Here is a 19,117-nt window from a genome sequence, read left to right on the forward strand (position 1 = left end):
TAAAAATGAGAGAGAATATTACCTGTTATTAAAATTAATACAAATTTTTTCATATTTTTTTCTATTTTATGTAGATAAATCCTCTCTTTTTTAACTAATAACATGCTGTATTTATTATTCTTTTTTCAAATAGCTAATTTGTATAATGAAAATACATGACGAGCGGTTTAGTTTAGTTTACACTGGGTGCTGTAAGATGAACTTACATGACTTTTAATGGATTTTGGGAGAAAAACATGACGTTTGAGTTAAAAACTTTGAAGGAATTAAAAGATCATTTCAATCGCACAAAAGAGACGGTGCTCAATTACGAACATGCAGTATCTTTTGATAAACTCGCAGAACCAAAAATGCGTTCGGCCATGATGTTACAGGAGGCTGTTTTACTAAAGATAGAAGAACAAATTACTGTTTTATCGAAAGATAAAGAAGAAAAACTCGCTAAAATAGACGAAAAGCTTAAACTAGAACTTGAAAAAACAAAGCAAGAAAGCGAAAAATCAAAGTTCAGCCCAACCAAACTAAAAGAAGAAGCCGAAAAAGCCAAGAATAAACTTGAAAGTAGGTTTAATGAAAATATACAAAACTATACCTTGGCATTTTATGGAGCCATGTTAATCGCTCAAGATGAAATTAGCTCGATTAACCGTACCCGCGCCAAAATGCTATCATCTCGTATTGCTGAAGCTATAGGTATAGGTGCCTCTGTTTCTGTTGAGAAACTTCCCAACGCCAATAATTACGAAACATTCTATGTGATGTTCAATGCATTAATGCTATCCCACCTCTATCCAAATGCTGATGCACGCAAAGGCTTTAAAGAAGAGCATATGCTTTCAGCGTTGCCCAAAGATGATTTGGAAAGAATACTCACAAAAGGTTATGAGTTTGAAAAAAATGCTCGTATAGCGGTAGTTAATGGGTTAGCAGCCAATGGAAAAAGTGTTATTAACGTTTCAGCATACAAAGTTGAAAAAGAAACTCCAGCTTCGGCTACAGAACGATTCAAATCGTTTGCTGAGCTGAAAAAAGAGCTTGAAGGCATCATCACTGCAGAGTTAGTTTCTAAAGGAAAAGGAACAATTAATGAAGTACAAGCTCGCGCAGCTCAACTTAATTTCCTAGAAAAAATTGGTACTTTAGTGGAGAGTTTGGACATTAAAGATACTGAAAAAACAGCTATCCTTGCAGGAGCTATGTATCTGGTTCGTAAAGAAATTCAAAAAAGCTATGCGGACAGCTTAATTCACTGTATGCGTTCTCCCGATAACTCGGAAATCCACAAAAAACTTGGTGAGCTACTCGGCGCAGAAAGCATATCTCATCTGGATCATGAATCTTTATTGCACGCCGCAAATAATTTTATTCGCTATGCTACCCTGGAAAGCAAAAACCCAGAGCAAAAAACATCAACTGTCAAAGTAATCAATGAGTCCCATCCATTTGTCAAAATTGAGGGATTCAAGTTATCTGAAGTACTGAATTTGTTCTTCGAGGCAATTTGTTCTAGCCGTGACAGCGCATGCAAGCAGATTTTCATTACGATGAAACAAAGTGAAAAAGTGGAACAACCTGAAAATTCAACCTCAGGTTATTCTTGGAATCCTGCTAATTTAATTAAAGGATATTCACTGAGTATATTCGGAGGCAAAAAAGGAGAAACTCCTGATACAGCCCATACTGATAGCTTACCTTTAGATGCTCCCAGCACATCAAGCGTACACAACGGCTAGGCCGTTCGCTTTTGAGTAGTCGCTGTTTTGCGACTACTCATATTTGCTCCTCATTATAGTGCATATTATCCCTTTAGATTAAGTTCTTAAATTTTGTTACAATGTCGTTTCTTTAATATTGTTGTATCTTGCACTAATGAAAATTAAATTAATAATTAAAAATATAATTCCCGCTTTAATGCTTTTTTCCGCCCTACCTACAGTAAGTTTTGCACTACCCTCAATGCAAGCCTCAACTGATGAGCCACAAAAACTAAGCAGCCATAAGGCACCCCATTCAACAACCAAAAAGCTCATCTCAGTTACTATCGATGATTTACCCTTTGTTGGTGAGTATCGAAACTTTCATTTAAATATGATGATTGAAACCATGAGCAAACAGCGAGTTCCGGCAACAGGCTTTATTATTGCCAGCGAGGTACGTAAAGATAACTGGGAAATTCTCCGCAAGTTTCGTGATGCAGGTTTTGGTTTAGGTAATCATACATTGACACATGCCAATCTTGGTCGACTTGGTACCAAAGAGGCAATTCGTGAAATTGGCGAAGCTGATGCAATTTTATCCCCTGTATTAACAGAGCCCAAATATTTTCGTTATCCTTATTTATCAATGAATTCAGGACAAAAGAAAGATGCGCTCCTTTGTTTTCTTGCAAAAAAGAATTATCAAGTTGCGCCCATCACTGTAGATTCTAAAGACTTTGTCTTCAACCAAAGACTACTCGCCGTTCCTGAACTCAAGCGACGTGCTTACCTTGAGGAATTAAAGCCTTTTTATTTAGATTTTATTTGGCAACAAACTCTGCGAGCAGAAGAGCAACACAACAGCCAACAAGCCCAAATTTTATTAATCCACGCCAATCTGCTTAATGCCTATGTGTTACCAGATATAATTAAGTTATATAAAGAAAATGGCTATACCTTTGTCAGCCTGGAAAAAGCGTTAAAAACATTTAAGTCATCAGCTCACTGTTCCAAGCCACAGCTTCATCCGCAACCACAGCCTAAACTGGGGAAAAATACTAAAGATATTGAAGCCTTTGTCGCCTGGGATTAATTTGTCACTCGTTGCGATTTCCCCAATGTAGGCTGGGCTGTAAAGCCCAGCGCCGGCCTCTGGGGTCGCACGAGTACTGTTTAGCAGGCTTACAGCAAACATAAATTTAATTACCCTAAAGACCCCATCTATGGTACAATTACCCATATTTTATTCACATTGACCTCTTAAAACACGATTTGAGCTCCATCTCCATTTTTATTTAAGGAAATACCATGAGTTTTACATCCTTAGGTTTAATCGAACCTTTACTACGCGCCGTTAATGAATCAGGATACACCGAGCCCTCCCCTATTCAAGCACAATCCATTCCTGCCATTTTACGTGGCCATGACATTCTTGCCTCGGCACAAACGGGAACGGGTAAAACTGCAAGTTTCGTATTGCCTATTTTACAAAAACTCCACGAACAACCTCGCGCCAAAGGCAATCATGCTAAAGTATTAATTCTCACTCCTACCCGTGAACTAGCGGCTCAAGTGTATGACAGCGTGAAACAATACGGCGGCTATACACCTTTACGTTCAACCGTAGTTTTTGGTGGCGTAAAAATTAATCCACAAATGATGAAGCTCCGAAGCGGTGTTGAGATTTTAGTGGCAACTCCCGGACGCTTATTAGACCTACACCAGCAACGAGCTATTCAATTCAATGAAATTAACACCCTGGTTTTAGATGAAGCGGACCGCATGTTGGACATGGGCTTTATCCATGACATCAAACGTATCATTAGCATGCTGCCCAGACATCGTCAGAATTTATTATTTTCCGCAACCTTTTCTGATGGCATTCGTACTTTAGCGAAAGGATTATTAAACAATCCTGTTGAAATCGATGTATCGCCTCGAAATACAACCGCCATTAAAATCAAACAAACCGTACATCCTGTAGATAAAAGCCGTAAGGCAGCTTTGTTAAGCCATTTAATTCATAAAAATAAATGGGGACAAACTTTGGTTTTTGCAAAAACCAAACACGGCGCTAATAAACTGGTAAAACAATTGTCTGAAGAGCATATTTATGCTGCAGCCATTCATGGCAATAAATCACAATCACAACGTACTAAAGCCCTGGCTGATTTTAAATCAGGGGAATTGCATATCCTAGTCGCTACAGACATTGCTGCTCGCGGAATTGATATTGACCAACTGCCTTGCGTTGTTAATTTTGATTTGCCACAAGTAGCAGAAGATTACGTGCATCGTATTGGTCGTACAGGTCGCGCAGGCGCCTCTGGTTTGGCGGTTTCTCTAGTTTGCGCTGATGAAGTTGGCCAATTACAAGCGATTGAAAAATTAATTAAACGCAAATTAGATCGCATGGAAATTGATGACTTTGAACCTAATCATCGCCTTCCCAGTTCCTCATTGCCAACTCAAGTGAAGAAAGGTCCTCCGAAAAATAGAAAGCCATCGCCAGAAAACAAGAAAAAGGCAGAAAACAAGCGATTCGGAAAAAATAAGATCAAAGTAATGGATAAAAAGTGACTCTTGTGGTAAAATTCGCGCCTTTTTAACCATATCTTATTGATAAAAGGCGCTTTTTATGCAATCCAAATTAGATGATTTTTTTACCACGCCACCAAATGAAGAGGATAGATTTCGTTCAAATAACTCAACTAAGATAACTCGCGACTTCGTGTATTCAATTCATTCGCTAGCAACTTTAGGAACGTTATTAACAGAAAAAAAACAAGGTAAAGAAGTTCCTGACTTACGCTATCTGGTTGATGTAAATGGAGTGGCATGGTTTGCTAGAGAAACACACAATGATGCCCCAATCGCTCCTGCTCATTATAAAATGACAGGCTCTCCTCGAAACGCTGCTTATTGTAAAACAGCAGGTAATCTCTTTTTTAGTGAAGACTATTCTACATTGATCAGAATTAATCATAAAAGTGGCGACTTCCGCCCATCATTTGATTCTATTAAATGGATTTTAGCAATTTTTGTTGCTAATGAAGACCGACTTCCATTTAAATTACCGGAAATTCTAATTATTGATGAATTAAACCATACAGGTAAAGTAATACAAAGTCACCAATGCTCAATTGCCGACATTAAAAAATGGTTAACAACTTTTGCACTAACTTTAAAATTAGAAGCGCAATACTCTGAAACTAAAGAAGTGTCCTACAAAAAAGAGGGGGCTAGCCGCTTGGCTGATATTAAGAAAGAGGGCTTTGTTCAAATACCAAGAAGGCTAGCATTTGGAGACGATGATAAAGAAAACTCTGTTCCTTTTGATGACAATAAAGTATCCAGAAAATTAGCATTTGAAGACGATGTTGAGCCCGAGGCGCCAAGCATGCCAGCTCTATTAGACCTGCCCGTGAGAACCGCGAATACTTATAGGGCATTAAAAAATTCGTCATTACCAATGTTTGGCACCAAGAGGCTGACTCACCCAGGAGTTAGCCAGCCACAACTGACCCCGCTGTTCTCTGGACAAGAAGTACCAACACCACTCTATGGTGAGGAATCTGGCCCAGGCACCCCACCACCACTGAAAAAAAGAAAGCCGAGACAACCTAGGCATATTGACTTCGTGAGTTCATTAGCCGAGTCCAGTGAATCAAAGCAGGGAGCGGAAACAAGCACTCCAGAATCATCGCTTAAAGGGTATTTTGATTAAGCCTTTAGATACTAGCTACGTTATTCTGAGCGCAGAGAAAGTTCTCCTGAATATGGCATAAGTTTTATGAAATAGTATAATGCCTCATTCAGGAGATCATTCATCTTAAACGCATTTGGGTGACGTAGTTTTTCCCCGGATCTAGAGGGTAATTTGGATTCACAAAAAACATCAGGCTTTACTTTAATCGAACTATTAATCGTATTATTCATCATAGCAAGCTTTGCCATAATGGCTTATCCCTCCTATGCATCTTTTCTCCTAAAAACCCACCGCGTAGATGCTTTGACCAGCTTAACTCAAGAACAAATGCTACTAGAGACATGTTATGCACAAAACCATTCCTATGCTAAGAACTGTGAACACTTAGTCCGCTACCCACATAATTCTCCTCAAGGCTATTATCTTCTTAATCTAATAAAACCAAGCAAATCGACATATACTCTTAAAGCAATAGCAACAGGAGCCCAAACAAAAGACTCGCATTGTACTGAGTTTTTAATTGATCAAAACAATAGAAAAATAGCTGTAGACGGTGATGGTGCAATACAAAATGATTGCTGGTTACTGTAAATAAAATTTCCTTTACAGGCACTTCCTAATTTCCTACTATGCATGCTGGAGAGTCCAACACTGAAATTTAAATGGAAATTTTTTGCTTTTTCCTTGGCGTACTATATACCTACACCTTTCATCTTTATTTACCTGCAACTACCTTACTGCTGTTTTACATTACCCCTAGGTACCCCATTATTCTCTTTTTTCTTTTGGGTTTTTGCCTAGCGTGGGGGCATCAATGGTTTATCATGCCCAGAGGCCTTCCCAATAGTTCCGTCATTCAACATGCCACCATTCAGGGACGAATTGCATCGATTCCCCAGCAAAATCCACATAAAACACAATTCGTCTTTGAGTTAGAACAATTCAATCATCACCCGGCTCAAGGCTTAGTGCAATTAGCTTGGTACACTAAAGCCCCGAAATTACAAGCTGGGCAACATTGGCAATTTTCAGTAAAGCTCAAAAAGCCACGCAATTTCCTCAATCCCGGCAGTGCCGACTATGTAACCTCTCTTAACAAGCGTCACATTATATGGACCGGGTATATTCGTACTCGGGGTGCACAATTAATTAAAGAAAAGAACACCAACTTTGATTGGGTCGAATTACGAGCCTCTCTAGGGGATAAATTGACTCAATTAGCTCCGAATCAGCCTACTGCAGGAATTATTGAGGCATTGACCTTAAATTTAACCCGACACATTAGCCAAGAATCCTGGGAGCTCTTCCGACGCACAGGTACCACTCATTTATTTGGAATCTCAGGTGAACATATTGCTCTCATCTCCGGACTTGTTTATTGGCTTAGTCGCTGGTTATGGTCGCGCAGCTCCAAAGCCTGTCTCTATATACCCGCTCCCTATATTGCCAGTAGCTGTGGTTTATTTATCGCCTTATTTTATGCTTTTTTAGCCGGGTTCGAACCACCCGTGCAACGCGCGTTAATCGGCTGCTTCTTTTACGCCATTTGCAGCCTGGGTAAACAACGTTTTACCCCTTGGCAAATATGGCGTTATGCCCTCTTCGTGGTGCTTTGTATCGAGCCACATGCAGTATTTATGCAAGGATTTTATTTTTCATTCATCGCGGTAGCGTGCTTATTTTTAACCCAACAACGTTGGCGACTCAAAAGCTATAAAAGTAGCCTTGCCATACAATTAAGTTGTTTAATCGGTTTAATGCCGCTTACCTTGCATTGGTATTCTTATGGGTCCATTAATGGGTTTTTGGCTAATTTATTTGCTATCCCCTTAGTGGGTTTTGTTATTGTCCCTCTAGCCTTAGTAACCATGCTGATTAACACTTCTTCTTGGGCAGCATTGGTCATGCATCCATTGTCTTGGTCCATCAGTTTTTTATTACAGGGATTGCATTGGACTGAGCAACTAGCTGCAGTTAATATCAGTTATTCATTGCATTCCATTGAATTCACCCTAGCCTTAATGGGCGCTTTACTCATGTGGGTTTTATTACCCATCAATCCTTTTCGCTGGTTCGCGTGTTTATGGTTGTTACTTCCTCTATTTCCCCCTCGTCCCAATATTCAGCCCGGGGAGGCATGGGTTAATGTTTTAGACGTAGGTCAAGGACTCGCTGTGAGTATTCGTACTCAAAATCATACATTGCTCTATGATACCGGAGATCGATTTTTTCAAGGCAGCGACCTAGGAAAAATGGTCGTTTTACCCTATCTTGACACGTTAAACATCAAAAGCCTCGATGCCATTGTTATCAGCCATCCAGACAAAGACCATCGCGGTGGGCTGCAATCAATCGAAGCAGCAATTCCAGTAAAACAACTATTGGTGAATGAACCACGCTACTACCACCATGGGATAAAATGTCATAACTACCCTGAATGGCAATGGGATCAAGTACGTTTTCGTTTTTTGCCCATTCATGCCCACTTTAAAAACAAAAATAATAATTCCTGCATCCTGCAAGTCGCAAGTGCCAATGGGCGTGTATTATTAGTTGGGGATGTCGAAAAAGAAGCAGAAGATTATTTAGTAAAAACTTATGGTACTCAGCTTGCATCAGAAGTCTTAATCGTTCCACATCATGGCAGTAAAACTTCATCCTCCTATCGTTTTTTATTGGAAATTGCCCCTCGTTATGCAGTCGCCTCCCTCGGCTTTGACAATCGTTTCCACTTTCCTCACAGCAAAACCTTAATCAGTATGAACACCTTAAACATTCCTTTATACCGAACCGATGAATGTGGCATGACCCAATTTATCTTACCTGCTCAAGGGGACATGAAGCCTCCACAGTGCTTTAGTGGCATCCATGCAAAATAAAGCGATTTTGGCCATGAAAGTAGAAATGTAAATAAACCCTGGACTATAATTTTTAAAACAAATATCTAGGACCTAATGATATGCCTCCAAGCGCTGATGATACGCTAACTAAACCAGAGCTGAATATCTCTTCTTCGTCTTATCCTAAATCGGATCATTGCGATGGTAAGCTTTTTTTCAATCCTGGACTCAAAACGACCAAAAGTTGGGGACAAGTATGGAAAATGCTTAGAGAGCGTAAAGGTAAAAACCCATGGCCCAGTTTTGTAGAAAATAAGGCTATCCCAGAGCTTGCAGATCAATTAAAAACCGACGAGGTATCAATTACTTATGTCAATCATGCCAGTCATCTAATTCAATTACATAATATGAATATTTTGACTGATCCTGTTTTTGCCAAAAGAGCAGGTCCAATGTCATTATTAGGCCCCAAAAGAGTTCGTAAACCTGGTATTGAATTAGATGAGTTACCAGCAGTTGATGTAATACTTATTAGTCATAATCATTACGACCATATGGATTTAGTTGCACTCAAGAAATTACAACAGAAATTTCAACCCTTATTTATTGTTCCCTTGGGTAATCGCAAGTACCTAAAAACAAAATACTTTCCTAAAGTAATTGAGCTGGATTGGTGGCAAACCCAAACATTAACCAAGATGCATTCGATTACTTTAGTTCCTGCACAGCATTGGTCCATGCGCGGATTTAAAGATACCAATACAGCACTTTGGGGTGGTTTTTGGATTCAATGTGATGCATTAAAGGTTTATTTCTGTGGTGATTCAGGTTATGGTTCTCACTTCAAATTGATTCAAGAACGCTTAGGTGCTCCAGACATTAGCATATTGCCCATAGGATCTTATGAACCACGCTGGTTTATGCAAGAGCATCATATGAATCCTGAAGAGGCGATTTTAGCCAGCATCGATTTACAAAGTAGTTTAAGCATCGCAACGCATCATCAAACGTTTCGATTGTCTATGGAAAAAATTAATGATCCTGTAATTAACCTAAACCGCCGTCTGATTGCTCACGGACTCACCACAAAAGAATTCATAGCACCTGAAACAGGCGAAACAATTACGTACTGCAAAAGCCTTAAACTTGATCCGACAAGCCCGATAAACACGTAGGATTTATTGCATCACATAACACGGCTACGAAACTTAATTCAAGATCGCCCCCAGATTGCGCCACGCTCCATCCAGGCTACATTTCCCCTTGTTATATCCTGAACCTGGTGAGGGCTCTCTGAGAGATCCCTCACTACGTTCGAGACATTAACTTGCTACTTCTACGTTCGCGCTATTTAAATTCCCCGTATTTCTTTTTAACTCAAAAATACGGTATAAATTTAACGGCAATAGCAGTGAATGCAAAAGAAAAATAGGATGCAAGTCACTCCCAAGAGCATAGAGAATAAATGCAACATTGGAGCTAATTGCAATTAAACGTAATGTTAAAATTTTCTTAACATAAAACGTTGCAAAAACTAAGAAAGAAGCAACATATCCTATCAGTTCGATCATTGAGTCCATTTCAATACCCTCACTCTTAGAATCCTCACTGTTCAACATACACCTAGTATGATAAGCCTGCAAGCGCTTCACCAGATTATGGTTCTCAAATCTTCCATTTCAGACAACTCTAAATCAAATCGCCAAAAGATTGTTATATTTTTGGCTGGAAATTGGCTCAAAGCTCTTTTCTTATTTCCCCAAGAAAGAACCGAAATTAAAACACATAGTCTATATTTAAATCATAACAAGAGGATTAAAGGTTTAGGGAATAAATGTTAACGCCAATAAAATCTAGTGGATCATTCTTCAGTTCCAAACGATTACAAATAGATAAAGTTAATGAGTTCGTTCGGAAAATTAATAAGCACTATAAGTCAGATCCACAAAAGGCATTAGATTATGCGCAAGAACTTGATGACTTTTATCAGAAAAGACTGCAGAAGGATGATTTAACACCCACCCTTGAAGTATGGTTTATCGAAAACCCGATAGAAAATATACAAAAGAAAATTCATCATCAAATAAGCAATAACCAATTACGCGACAAAATTTTGGACCTGACTACCCAAGTACAATTACCCACTATTTATGATAGTTATACAGGAAAAGACAGCTTTAGGACTCTCATGGAAGATGAGCTTGGCAAAGTCGATGATGGTTTTAAAGTAGTCTCAATAAAAAGTAATAATAATCCTATTGTACAAGTCAATCATCAAGATAATAGTTTTGTGGTCCGATTTTTAAGAATGGATAAAAATGACGAGGACTCAGGAGTTTCTCCTCGTCTTATTCGAGAACAAATCCAAGATTTACCGCAAATCCCCCAGCCTTATTTATTAGAATTTGTTGCCGCAGATCAACAAGAAATAACGTATCTAGAATACAGTGAATTTTATGCATCAGGTAATTTACAACAACATTTTGATACGTTAAGACACAAAAGAGACTTAAAATACATCCCCACTGCTGATATTGAAAGAGAACTGTTTGGTTATGCCAAAAAACTAGTTGAGTTTTTTATTGCCGTTAATGAAAAAGAAATTTGGTATACCGATTTAAAACCTGGGAATGTATTATTAAATAAGGAACAAGGCATTGTTATTAGTGACATCAAAGGATTAATTGCATCTTCAGAACTTGAAGTCCACAGCAACCGCACAAGCACAAGCCAAGCCTATTTTCAATCCAGCGTCTTCAATAAAAATAAGATCGACCTAAAAATGCTCCAATGCCAAACATTAGCCACAACACTTTTTGAGTTGGCTTGTGGCGAACTACCAATGCAATTTTCAACCCCCAACGGCGGCTGGCGTAATATTTATAATTTTAATCAACCATTTTTTCATAGTGAACAAGGTAAAGAGTTCCAACAGTTGATTAAAGACTTATTGTCTAAAGATCCCCCCTCCATGCAAGAAGCATTAGAATTCATCAACAAGCATGAGTTAAGTATCAACCCAACATTACTGGAAAATACATTGACTACAGAGACGGAGAGTTCGGAGGATTCAGTGAGCATGATCGAACTGTCTGCTTCGGAGGAAGCAAACTCTTATGCTCCCAAAATGTAACCTGCGAGAAATGAAAAACTACATAGCCCGTATTAGCACAGCATATACGGGCTATATCCGCAATAGAGCTCCTTGCTTAAGCAAGCGCACGCTCTGGCAAAAACGTAATCGCTTCGCGCTCAAAAGAGGTCTTAATTGCCGTCAATAATTCATCACGTACCAGTGCTAAATCAGTTTTTGACCAATATAACACTTTCAATTCAACTCCCTTATCTAGCATTTGCGATAATAAAATTTTAGTCCCCGGCTTAGGTAAAATATGGACACACTCATCACAAATATCTCTAAGCAGCATTTTAATGTTGCTAATATTGTGAATCGAATCAATTCGTAACACAATTTCATCCCGTTTTTGCGGGTAGATACTCAGGTTAGTAATTTCCGATTTTATTAAAGCTTCATTAGGTATACGAATCAAACGATTGTCACTGGTTTTAATCTTAGTGGATAACCAATCAATGGTTTCAACAGTTCCTTTAATGTCTTTAATCGAAATAACATCCCCTACTTTAAAGGGACGTTCAAAAAGCAGAAAAACCCCGCTAATAAGATTTGATGCGGCAGTTTGGGATGCAAAACTTAGAGCAACGGTAAATAACCCGGCCGTGCCTAATAAAATAGTGAGTTTAAACCCCATTTCATGCAGAGCAGAAACCAAAAACAATAAAAATAACCCATAATAAACAACACGGCTAAAAAGCATTGCGTGGTGTTTGGAAAATTTATTTTCAATGAATTTTCCAACTAAGGCACTGATTTTTTTTGCAAAAAAATAACCAAAAAAAAGGAGCATTAAAGAAAAAGCAATGTGATCCCACTTTAAATGCTTCAAGTATTCTAATGTATTTTCCATAATATCTCGATGTAATCAATAAAATGCACAATAATACCACAAAAACGAGAGGCTGGGTGACTTGTAGATTGTGCCCCTAGCCCAATCTACTCTTGATAGAAGTATTTTTGCTGTATGAATAAATTAAAAAACCGTGAAGAAACAGCTCACGGTTTTTTACATTTACTTGCCGGATTAGTAACAGGATTCTTGCAACCAACAATGGCCATAGCGGTTACATACGCGAACAGTTTGGCATCCGGAGTCATAGTAATAGCCGCCAGGAACACCAATGACTACACCAGGTCCCCACCAACCACCACCTCCATTATAGTATCCATGCCAACCACCACCGTGCCAGCCACCGCCACCACCGTGCCAGCCACCGCCACCACCGTGCCAGCCGCCGCCACCACCGTGCCAGCCGCCGCCACCACCGTGTGCGCTACATGCCGCACTAGCAAATAGGCCTAGAGCAAAAATCGCAGTACGCATAACATTACTCATCGTATTTCCACTCATGATACATCCCCATTTTTATTTCTTCTTTAATTTTATTATAGCTCAAATTGCCTTTAATAATAACATTATGTACAGGATGAAATAGCCTTTTATTGTTTGGTTCCAAGGCGCAGGTGTGTAATAATGCGGGCCCATTTTTCCATATTAATCTTGCTCTTAAAGAGGGACCTGCCAATGGCTTTTGCAAAGGAAATTCATGTTTCCAAGAATACTCTGAATCCGAAACGACTGCCCTTGCATCGAATCGAGCACGCATGCAAACAATTAGGCACATTGCAACAAGACCTTGAAGCCGCAATTGATTCATTTATTGACAATAAGAGCCTCCTTTCTCGTGCAGCAGCATATTGGGGACAATCGCCGCTATGGATACAAATCAGCGGTGGCTTATTATTGACATTCTCACTATTACTATTCAGTATGGCAATCAGCCTGGTGGCTTTAGTCTGCTATACCGCGGTTACGTTCTTACTAAATGAGCATCACAGCTTATTTAGGCATAACACCCAGAAATTTAAAATCATCATGCAAAATCTTACGACCTTGCTGGGCACTCTGATTGATTTAATCAATAACGTTCATGAGCAATTCAGCAATGTAATAGAAAACATACAAGAAAAAAATCAACATTATCAGCAAACTATTGGCACATTAAATGAGAAGGTTTCAACCTTAACCGAACAAATAAATGAATTAACTGAAACACAACAAAAATTACAACTCATTGTAAACACCCATGAATTAACAATCGACCATTTAAAAGAAGCAAACCAAGAGCAATCTGATTTATTTCAAACCACTCAAAACCAATTGACTCAAGTCACTGAGCAATCAGAAGAAATCCAGACCCAGCTGTCTGAAAAAATAGTTCTATTAGAAAAAGTGCGCCTCCAAATGGAATCAGAACATGAACAAATGATTCGCACAGTATCTACACTTAAAAACACGGTCATTTCGTTATCAAACCCTATATTAGCCAATGAAGAGCATCAAGAACTACTGAAACAAAAATTGCAGGACTTTATTACTAGTCAAGAAAAAGATCTTTCCCAATTTGCTGTTAGCATCTCTCAAATAAATCTGGATCTTGATATTACGCAAAAACAGTTGCACGAATCGCTACAACAACAAGTAAAATTAAAAAAAGACCTAGAAAACCAAATAAGAGAATTTGAGCAACTAATAGCATTCTATGAACAACCGGAAAATAAAACCGTTCGGGATGATCAATCATCCTTAGAAGCCTTTAAAAAGCTTAGCTTCCTGATGCAACATCAAACTACTTCGTCATTGATCCCTATCGTGTCCAATGAGAGTAATTTAAAGTTATAATAAACCGTGTTAAAAATTGCATTTGAAATGTAACTTTATTATCATTAGATCCAATCTAGAAAATTAGTAACTTTCCAATACACGCCCCACAACATGTGTCCTCTATATTGTTGAAGTTACACCAGTTGGCAGTAGATTATGACTACACTGACCAAAGCACATATTGAGACACTCGTAACTCACTTTTATCAAAAAGTACAAGCCGATGCGATGCTTGGACCGGTCTTTAATGACATAGCCCAAGTCAATTGGGATGAGCATATTCCCCTACTGTGCCAATTTTGGAATAGTGTCATGTTAAAAACCAATGAATATCACGGTAGCGCCTACCAAAAACATGTTGAACTCAAAGGACTCACTCAGATTCAAGAAACTCACTTTATCCGTTGGCTAAATTTATTCCAACAAGAGGCGGTAAATCATTTACCCCAAGAAGCTGCTGAAGAAATAACTCAAAGAGCTAACCTAATCGCCGAATCATTAAAGTTTGGTATGTTAAAAAAGGAGGAGTGATGCAATGATAAAACCACTAACTCGTGATATCTTATTGACTTTAATAGTAAAATTTTCTTTGTTGTTCGTGCTGTGGGCTGTCTGTTTCAAAAACGTAGAAAAACCAAATAAAAATACGGAGCAATGGTTATTAGGCAGCACCTATGCCAAAGAACCATCTAAAGCTCCAAAATAGTTTTCTATTTATGCGACTCTGATCCGGATTCGCTTTTTACAAGTGAGGTGAACCATGATACCTGGAAGTGACCTTGTAGATCTTTCCCGTCTACAATTTGCTTTAACCGCTCTTTATCATTTTCTATTTGTCCCGCTGACCTTAGGCCTGTCGTTAATCCTGGCTATTATGGAAACAGTTTATGTCATGACTGGGCGGGATATATGGCGAAAAATGGTTAAATACTGGGGCATGCTGTTTGGAATTAATTTTGTTCTTGGGGTGGCAACAGGGTTAACAATGGAGTTTCAATTCGGAACAAATTGGGCCTATTACTCCCATTATGTCGGCGATGTCTTCGGCGCCCCATTAGCGCTAGAAGGAATCATGGCATTCTTTTTGGAAGCAACATTTGTTGGTTTGTTTTTCTTTGGCTGGGACAGATTAAGTCGCGTACAACATATGTGCTGTACCTGGATGTTGGCTTTAGGCACAAATCTCTCTGCTTTATGGATTTTAATTGCCAATGGCTGGATGCAAAACCCTGTAGGTGCTGAATTTAACTTCGAAACCATGCGTATGGAGGTTACCGACTTTGCTGCGGTTATCTTTAATCCAGTGGCTCAAGCGAAATTCGTACATACAATTAGCGCAGGTTATGTAACTGGATCTATTTTCGTGTTATCTATCAGCGCCTATTTCTTATTAAGAGGCCGTAACCTTGCCTTTGCGAAACGCTCCATGACGGTAGCAACAAGCTTTGGACTGGCTTCTGCCTTAGCCGTGGTAGTCTTAGGCGATGAAAGTGGGCATTTTGATTATGACGTCCAGCAAATGAAATTCGCAGCAATTGAAGCGATATGGCATACCGAAAAGGCTCCGGCGGGACTCACCTTAATTGGCCTTCCCAATGAAAAAACAATGACAACGGATTTTGCAATCGAAATCCCTTATGTATTAGGTATAATTGCCACTCGCAGCTTTAATCAGCCACTCGAAGGTATTACCGAACTCATTGCCCAAGGTAAAGATCGTATCAAAGAAGGAATGCTTGCTTATGAAGCCTTAACCAGGCTACAAAAGGATCATAACGATCTCCAAGCGAAAGCTGACTTTTTAGCGCATAACGCCCATTTAGGTTATGGATTGCTATTGAAAAAGTATACAGAAAATGTCGTGGATGCCACTGAAGAGCAAATTGATAAAGCAGCCCATGATCTCAAACCTAATGTTGTTCCACTATTCTTTTCATTCCGCATTATGGTTGCCTGTGGGTTCTTCTTTATTTTACTCTTTGCGGTAGGCTTCTACCTGTCTGCAAAACATAAATTACATACTTCTCGCTGGTACCATCGTATCGCGTTCTGTGCACTTCCCTTGCCTTGGCTTGCTGCTGAATTAGGCTGGGTTGTTGCGGAATATGGTCGCCAACCTTGGGCGGTACAGGGGGTATTACCTACGATGATGGGAACTTCTTCTGTCAGTACGACCCAAGTACTTACATCAATCTCCGGTTTTGTGCTCTTTTACAGCGTGCTGGCCGTGGTTGAAGTTTACTTGATGGTTAAATACATCCGTCTTGGCCCCGATAATATGGCTCACTAGGAGAAGATGATGCCTTTAGATTATGAAACATTACGTGTTATATGGTGGGTACTGCTTGGTGTATTACTCATTGGTTTTGCTGTATTTGATGGCTTTGATTTAGGGGTAGCGATGTGGCTGCCCTGGCTTTCTAAAACCAATATGGAACGCCGGATTATGATTAACAGCATTGCGCCGACCTGGGAGGGAAATCAAGTTTGGTTTATTCTCGGCGGGGGTGCTATTTTTGCAGCCTGGCCAGCCTTATATGCCCTGTCGTTCTCCGGGTTTTATTTAGCTATGTTTTTGATCTTACTTGCATTAATTTTACGTCCAGTAGGATTTAAATATCGCTCTAAAGTTAATAATCCACTATGGCGTACAGTTTGGGACTATGCGTTATTTATTGGTGGCTTTGTCCCGGCACTTATCTTTGGGGTAGCGATAGGTAATGTATTACAAGGTGTACCGTTCCACTTTGATGCGCAATTACGTCCATTTTATACGGGAACGTTTTGGGCTCTGCTTAACCCCTTTGCCTTAGTTTGTGGGCTTTTATCGGTATTCATGTTAGCCATGCACGGGGCTTTTTTCCTTAATGTTAAAACAGAAGGCCATATACAACGGCGTGCTGTTCGCGCAGGAAGAGTTTGCGCCCTACTTTCAATCATTGTTTTTGTTGCAGCAGGATTTTGGTTGCATTATGGCATCGATGGCTATGCGTTAACCGCTGCTGTACCTCATGATGGCCCCTCTAATCCGCTTTATAAAACCGCAGCCCTACAAGCGGATGCCTGGTTTAATAATTATCGGAATATGCCAATCACATTAATTGTGCCTGCTATGGGAATATTGGCCGCGCTTTGCGCCTTGCTCACCACACGTTGGGCGAAGCTTGCCTTTGTATGCAGCGCCCTGTCAGTGATTGGGATTATTGCCACTGTAGGTGTGAGCATGTTTCCATTCATACTCCCCTCCTCCACCAACCCTGAGCAGAGTTTAATCGTTTGGGACAGTTCCTCAAGCCAATTAACTCTGTTTATTATGCTGATCGGAGTTGCCATATTCCTGCCCATTGTTTTAGCCTATACCGCATGGGTTTATCGAGTTTTGCGTGGGAAAGTAACTGAAGAAACGATTACTAAGAATCAAGAAACAGCCTATTAGGAGGTTATTTTATGTGGTATTTTTCCTGGATTTTAGGCACTGGATTGGCCTGTGCTTTTGCAATATTAAATGCGATGTGGGTTGAACTGCGTGATAGTGATAAACGCCTAGATGAGGCGCAGTCCTGATACAAAACAGAAGAACTCGCTACACTATCATCCAGGCTACATTTAGAAGTAGCCTGGATGCTTGCAACCGGGAAGTCATGAGCGTAGCGAATTCCTTAAATAAGCAGCAGCCAGTCCACACAAATAATTACAATCCAACCCAGCGTATAAATTGATTAGAAGCATTTAAACTAATTGTTGGTCTTCCTTCAAAAGAAATAGTAAAACTAGTTCCCTGAGTGCCGTTTGGCTTAACTTCTTTGATCTTGCCTAAATTAACCATCTGCATTTGCGTTTCAAAATAACCACCACGGACTTCTTTCATCGTGGGAATCACAAAGTAAATTGAACTTAGATCAGCGGCATGATTATTTGCTAAATAATTCAGCTCAGAAGTACTTAAAGCTATATATTCCGCATTATTGATTTGCCGCCTTAACATGCGTTTTAGGGGTGCAGTAGTGTGAAATATACGCTGATAAACATCAGCAGAAATCACCGCTACAGGGTTAGTTTCAGCCGGTTTACCTCGATAACCACTACTAACAAATAGAATCGCCTCACGCTGATCGTCAGGGGCCGTAGCAGGCATACTCAAAGTCATTTGGTTGGTAAGATGAGATGCTATATCTTTATCACAATTTAAAAATCTTGATTTGCTAAACCAGTTATCGCTGGGGTAATAAATTACCAATAAAGATTTATCTTTAATCGTATTAATAATAGCTTTAGAGTTTTCTAAAGGTAAGGCTGGACATCCCCAACTACGGCCTGGGCGCCCGTATTTTTTAATAAAGCTCTCTTCAACATACCAGCCTGAGTGCATCACCACAGAGCGATTTGACGCATTGTCATTAAAACTACGGTCTAAACCATCCAGACGCAATGACAGTCCATCACGTCCATAATAGGACTGTAGTGTTTGATAGACCCCGATACTGCTGGCTTTGCTATTGTATTGATTGGAAAAATAATTGGAAACTAAGGCACCTGATTTAATACCATGAGACACATAGGTGTGAAATAATAATTTCCTATCCTTTAAATCAAAAACCCACAAGCGCTTTTCATTTGAAGGCATTGAATAATCAATAATAGTGAGAATATGGTTGTGATCCACATTATAGTCATTTGCGCATTTTAAAGTCATTAATACTTTATTAATAACTTGTTGATTTAAATGAGGTGCTTCATTATGAAGCATGAAATCCAAATCATTAATCGCTTGAACACTGGCATGGCCTGCGGAACAAACAGGCACTAATCCACGAATAAAGCGAATATCCTCATTCACCTGTTTTTGCTGCTGCTCAATAAACTGTACTGGTAATGGCGGCAAATAGGATGACACGGCTAAAGCCAATAGCAGAAGGGCGCTCATGACATGTCCTTTTATTATTATTATTAAGTCCTGTACTGTTTAATATAGCTCAAATTTAACGGAGTGATGGTGGAAAAGTTAGATTCAGGAAATGAATTTGGATGTGAGATAGAATGAGTAAATTGGCTCAAGCAATATTGAGCTAA

The 19,117-nt window shown here is 39.4% G+C and carries 18 protein-coding genes; 14 read left to right on the forward strand and 4 right to left on the reverse strand.

Annotated features, from left to right (window positions below):
* Positions 1 to 236 precede the first annotated feature (236 nt).
* The 7 genes from J2N86_RS12130 (at position 237) to J2N86_RS12160 (ending at position 9,421) form a co-directional block, all read left to right on the forward strand.
* On the forward strand, positions 237 to 1,733 hold the full coding sequence (locus tag J2N86_RS12130; protein WP_252579723.1) for a hypothetical protein: 1,497 nt from the start codon (positions 237 to 239) through the stop codon (positions 1,731 to 1,733).
* A 136-nt stretch (positions 1,734 to 1,869) separates the two neighbouring features.
* Positions 1,870 to 2,790, forward strand: coding sequence for a polysaccharide deacetylase family protein (locus tag J2N86_RS12135; RefSeq protein WP_252579724.1), 921 nt, complete (start codon positions 1,870 to 1,872; stop codon positions 2,788 to 2,790).
* A gap of 215 nt (positions 2,791 to 3,005) precedes the next feature.
* The gene (locus J2N86_RS12140) at positions 3,006 to 4,277 is read left to right on the forward strand and encodes a DEAD/DEAH box helicase (RefSeq protein WP_252579725.1); all 1,272 of its coding nucleotides are present in this window, start codon (positions 3,006 to 3,008) and stop codon (positions 4,275 to 4,277) included.
* A 58-nt stretch (positions 4,278 to 4,335) separates the two neighbouring features.
* A complete protein-coding gene (locus tag J2N86_RS12145; RefSeq protein WP_252579726.1) occupies positions 4,336 to 5,424 on the forward strand; it encodes a hypothetical protein in 1,089 nt (362 codons plus the stop codon).
* A 153-nt stretch (positions 5,425 to 5,577) separates the two neighbouring features.
* Positions 5,578 to 5,997 carry a type IV pilin protein gene (locus J2N86_RS12150; protein WP_252579727.1) on the forward strand — a complete coding sequence of 140 codons (420 nt, stop codon included), beginning with the start codon at positions 5,578 to 5,580 and terminating at the stop codon, positions 5,995 to 5,997.
* A 71-nt stretch (positions 5,998 to 6,068) separates the two neighbouring features.
* A complete protein-coding gene (locus tag J2N86_RS12155; protein ID WP_252579728.1) occupies positions 6,069 to 8,285 on the forward strand; it encodes a DNA internalization-related competence protein ComEC/Rec2 in 2,217 nt (738 codons plus the stop codon).
* Positions 8,286 to 8,365: 80 nt separating this feature from the next.
* Positions 8,366 to 9,421, forward strand: a complete 1,056-nt coding sequence (locus tag J2N86_RS12160; protein ID WP_252579729.1) for an MBL fold metallo-hydrolase — start codon at positions 8,366 to 8,368, stop codon at positions 9,419 to 9,421.
* A gap of 147 nt (positions 9,422 to 9,568) precedes the next feature.
* Here the strand turns inward: J2N86_RS12160 and J2N86_RS12165 are convergent, their stop codons facing one another.
* Positions 9,569 to 9,826, reverse strand: coding sequence for a hypothetical protein (locus tag J2N86_RS12165; protein WP_252579730.1), 258 nt, complete (start codon positions 9,824 to 9,826; stop codon positions 9,569 to 9,571).
* Positions 9,827 to 10,080: 254 nt separating this feature from the next.
* On the opposite strand from J2N86_RS12165, the gene J2N86_RS12170 reads away from it, so the two are divergent.
* Positions 10,081 to 11,379: a protein kinase domain-containing protein gene (locus J2N86_RS12170; protein WP_252579731.1), complete on the forward strand. Its 1,299-nt coding sequence runs from the start codon at positions 10,081 to 10,083 to the stop codon at positions 11,377 to 11,379.
* Positions 11,380 to 11,455: 76 nt separating this feature from the next.
* On the opposite strand, the gene J2N86_RS12175 is transcribed toward J2N86_RS12170, so the two are convergent.
* Together J2N86_RS12175 and J2N86_RS12180 are read right to left on the reverse strand one after the other, a co-directional pair.
* Complete coding sequence (locus J2N86_RS12175; RefSeq protein ID WP_252579732.1) at positions 11,456 to 12,232, reverse strand: mechanosensitive ion channel family protein; 777 nt, start codon at positions 12,230 to 12,232, stop codon at positions 11,456 to 11,458.
* A 174-nt stretch (positions 12,233 to 12,406) separates the two neighbouring features.
* Positions 12,407 to 12,733, reverse strand: coding sequence for a hypothetical protein (locus tag J2N86_RS12180; RefSeq protein WP_252579733.1), 327 nt, complete (start codon positions 12,731 to 12,733; stop codon positions 12,407 to 12,409).
* A 174-nt stretch (positions 12,734 to 12,907) separates the two neighbouring features.
* Here J2N86_RS12180 and J2N86_RS12185 point away from each other — a divergent pair, with 174 nt between their 5' ends.
* From J2N86_RS12185 to cydX, 6 genes are all read left to right on the forward strand, one after another.
* Positions 12,908 to 14,065 (forward strand): hypothetical protein, encoded by a 1,158-nt coding sequence (locus J2N86_RS12185; RefSeq protein WP_252579734.1) that lies wholly within the window; start codon positions 12,908 to 12,910, stop codon positions 14,063 to 14,065.
* Between the two features lie 138 nt (positions 14,066 to 14,203).
* On the forward strand, positions 14,204 to 14,578 hold the full coding sequence (locus tag J2N86_RS12190) for a group III truncated hemoglobin (RefSeq protein ID WP_252579735.1): 375 nt from the start codon (positions 14,204 to 14,206) through the stop codon (positions 14,576 to 14,578).
* A 4-nt stretch (positions 14,579 to 14,582) separates the two neighbouring features.
* Positions 14,583 to 14,753, forward strand: a complete 171-nt coding sequence (cydP, locus tag J2N86_RS12195) for a cytochrome oxidase putative small subunit CydP (RefSeq protein ID WP_252579736.1) — start codon at positions 14,583 to 14,585, stop codon at positions 14,751 to 14,753.
* A gap of 54 nt (positions 14,754 to 14,807) precedes the next feature.
* Positions 14,808 to 16,337 (forward strand): cytochrome ubiquinol oxidase subunit I, encoded by a 1,530-nt coding sequence (locus J2N86_RS12200; protein ID WP_252579737.1) that lies wholly within the window; start codon positions 14,808 to 14,810, stop codon positions 16,335 to 16,337.
* A 9-nt stretch (positions 16,338 to 16,346) separates the two neighbouring features.
* The gene (gene cydB / locus J2N86_RS12205) at positions 16,347 to 17,483 is read left to right on the forward strand and encodes a cytochrome d ubiquinol oxidase subunit II (protein WP_252582451.1); all 1,137 of its coding nucleotides are present in this window, start codon (positions 16,347 to 16,349) and stop codon (positions 17,481 to 17,483) included.
* An 11-nt stretch (positions 17,484 to 17,494) separates the two neighbouring features.
* Positions 17,495 to 17,611 carry a cytochrome bd-I oxidase subunit CydX gene (gene cydX, locus J2N86_RS12210; protein ID WP_252579738.1) on the forward strand — a complete coding sequence of 39 codons (117 nt, stop codon included), beginning with the start codon at positions 17,495 to 17,497 and terminating at the stop codon, positions 17,609 to 17,611.
* A gap of 127 nt (positions 17,612 to 17,738) precedes the next feature.
* Here the strand turns inward: cydX and J2N86_RS12215 are convergent, their stop codons facing one another.
* The gene (locus J2N86_RS12215; RefSeq protein ID WP_252579739.1) at positions 17,739 to 18,971 is read right to left on the reverse strand and encodes a murein L,D-transpeptidase catalytic domain family protein; all 1,233 of its coding nucleotides are present in this window, start codon (positions 18,969 to 18,971) and stop codon (positions 17,739 to 17,741) included.
* Positions 18,972 to 19,117 lie beyond the last annotated feature (146 nt).

Source organism: Legionella lytica (assembly GCF_023921225.1).
In the GTDB taxonomy this organism is placed as follows: Bacteria; Pseudomonadota; Gammaproteobacteria; order Legionellales; family Legionellaceae; genus Legionella; species Legionella lytica.